1 protein-coding gene is annotated in these 1,973 nt (G+C 58.2%); it reads right to left on the bottom strand.

Going from position 1 to position 1,973, the window contains the following annotated elements; translation table 11 throughout:
* A partial coding sequence (pnp, locus tag ACIPIZ_RS29090; protein WP_401168943.1) for a polyribonucleotide nucleotidyltransferase occupies positions 1-1,730 on the bottom strand: 1,730 nt, incomplete at its 3' end.
* Positions 1,731-1,973 lie beyond the last annotated feature (243 nt).

Below are 1,973 nucleotides of genomic sequence, written 5' to 3'. Positions count from 1 at the left end.
ATGGTCGCGACACCTTTACCTATAGCGTCACGGATCTTGTCGGTGTCGATCTTCGTCGCTATCATGGTCGGTGCGTTGGCCGACAGTTCGGTACGCGACTGGCCGATGATCTGGTTCATCTGACCGAGGATGTTCAGGCGCGCTTCCAGGGCTTGGCCCAGAGCGATTTCCATGATTTCTTCGGTGATGCCTTTGATCTTGATGTCCATCTGCAGCGCGGTAACACCTTTGGCGGTACCGGCTACTTTGAAGTCCATGTCGCCCAGGTGGTCTTCGTCACCGAGGATGTCGGTCAGGACGGCGAATTTCTCGCCTTCTTTAACCAGACCCATGGCGATACCGGCAACCGGCGCCTTCATCGGCTCACCATCGTCCATCAGGGCCAGGGAAGCGCCGCAAACGGAAGCCATCGAGCTCGAACCGTTGGATTCGGTGATTTCCGAAACCACACGGATGGTGTACGGGAACACGTCAGCGGCTGGCAGCATGGCTGAAACCGAACGACGGGCCAGACGGCCGTGACCGATTTCACGACGACCAGCACCACCCATGCGACCACACTCGCCCACCGAGAACGGAGGGAAGTTGTAGTGCAGCATGAACGGGTCTTTTTTCTCGCCTTCCAGGGTGTCCAGCAGCTGTGCGTCACGGGCGGTGCCCAGTGTTGCAACAACCAGAGCCTGGGTTTCACCACGGGTGAACAGTGCCGAACCGTGAGTCTTCGGCAGAACGCCGACTTCGATGTTCAGCGGACGTACGGTTTTGGTGTCGCGACCGTCAATACGTGGCTTGCCGTTGACGATGTTTTCGCGAACGGTGCGGTATTCGATTTCGCCGAAAGCGGCTTTGACTTCGCTGGACGAAGGCTGGCCTTCTTCACCGGACAGCTTGGCAACCACCTGATCCTTCAGCTCACCCAGGCGAGCGTAACGGTCGGCCTTGATGGTGATGGTGTAAGCCTGGGAGATTGCGTCGCCGAACTCGGCACGGATAGCGCCCAGCAGTTCGGTGGCTTCTGGCGCCGGAGCCCAGTTCCAGGTTGGCTTGGCAGCTTCAGCGGCCAGTTCTTTGACGGCGTTGATCACCACCTGGAACTCGTCGTGAGCAAACAGTACGGCGCCCAGCATCTGGTCTTCGGTCAGCTCTTTGGCTTCCGATTCAACCATCAGTACGGCGTCGGAAGTACCGGCAACGACCATGTCCAGGCTCGAAGCAGCTTGCTGCTCGTAAGTCGGGTTCAGCAGGTAGCCGGTGCTTTCGTGGAAGGCAACGCGAGCGGCGCCGATCGGGCCGTCGAACGGAATGCCCGAAATGGCCAGGGCAGCCGAGGTACCGATCATCGCAGCGATGTCCGGATCGGTCTTCTTGCTGGTGGAAACAACGGTGCAGACAACCTGCACTTCGTTCATGAAACCTTCTGGGAACAGCGGACGGATCGGACGGTCGATCAGTCGGGATGTCAGGGTTTCTTTTTCGGAAGGACGGCCTTCACGCTTGAAGAAACCGCCAGGGATCTTACCGGCAGCGTAAGTCTTTTCCTGGTAGTGAACCGACAGAGGGAAGAAGCCCTTGCCTGGATCGGCTTGTTTTGCACCGACTACAGTCACCAATACGCTGACGTCGTCGTCAACGGTGACCAATACTGCGCCGGAGGCCTGACGGGCGATACGGCCAGTCTCGAGGGTAACGGTCGATTGACCGAACTGGAATTTTTTGATTACCGGGTTCACGGTGTCCTACCTTCTTTGTGGCTCTTGGGGGAACTGGTTTCTTGCGAATTCTTGGGCAATGTCGGGAATCGGCCCAACGCCTGTCCAGGGTAAAACATGCATCCAGATAAAACTTGAGGCTGGGAGCCTGCAAGACGCCGGCGGTAAACCGCTGACGTCCGACAGACCACCAACCTCATAGCGCAATCGCTGATTAGCGACGCAGACCCAGGCGAGCGATCAGAGCGCTGTAACGGCTCACGT

It is taken from the genome of Pseudomonas sp. NPDC087690 (assembly GCF_044743175.1).
GTDB lineage: Bacteria > Pseudomonadota > Gammaproteobacteria > Pseudomonadales > Pseudomonadaceae > Aquipseudomonas.
Note: the sequence above shows the minus strand (reverse complement) of the source record. Positions and strands in the feature narration are given on the sequence as shown.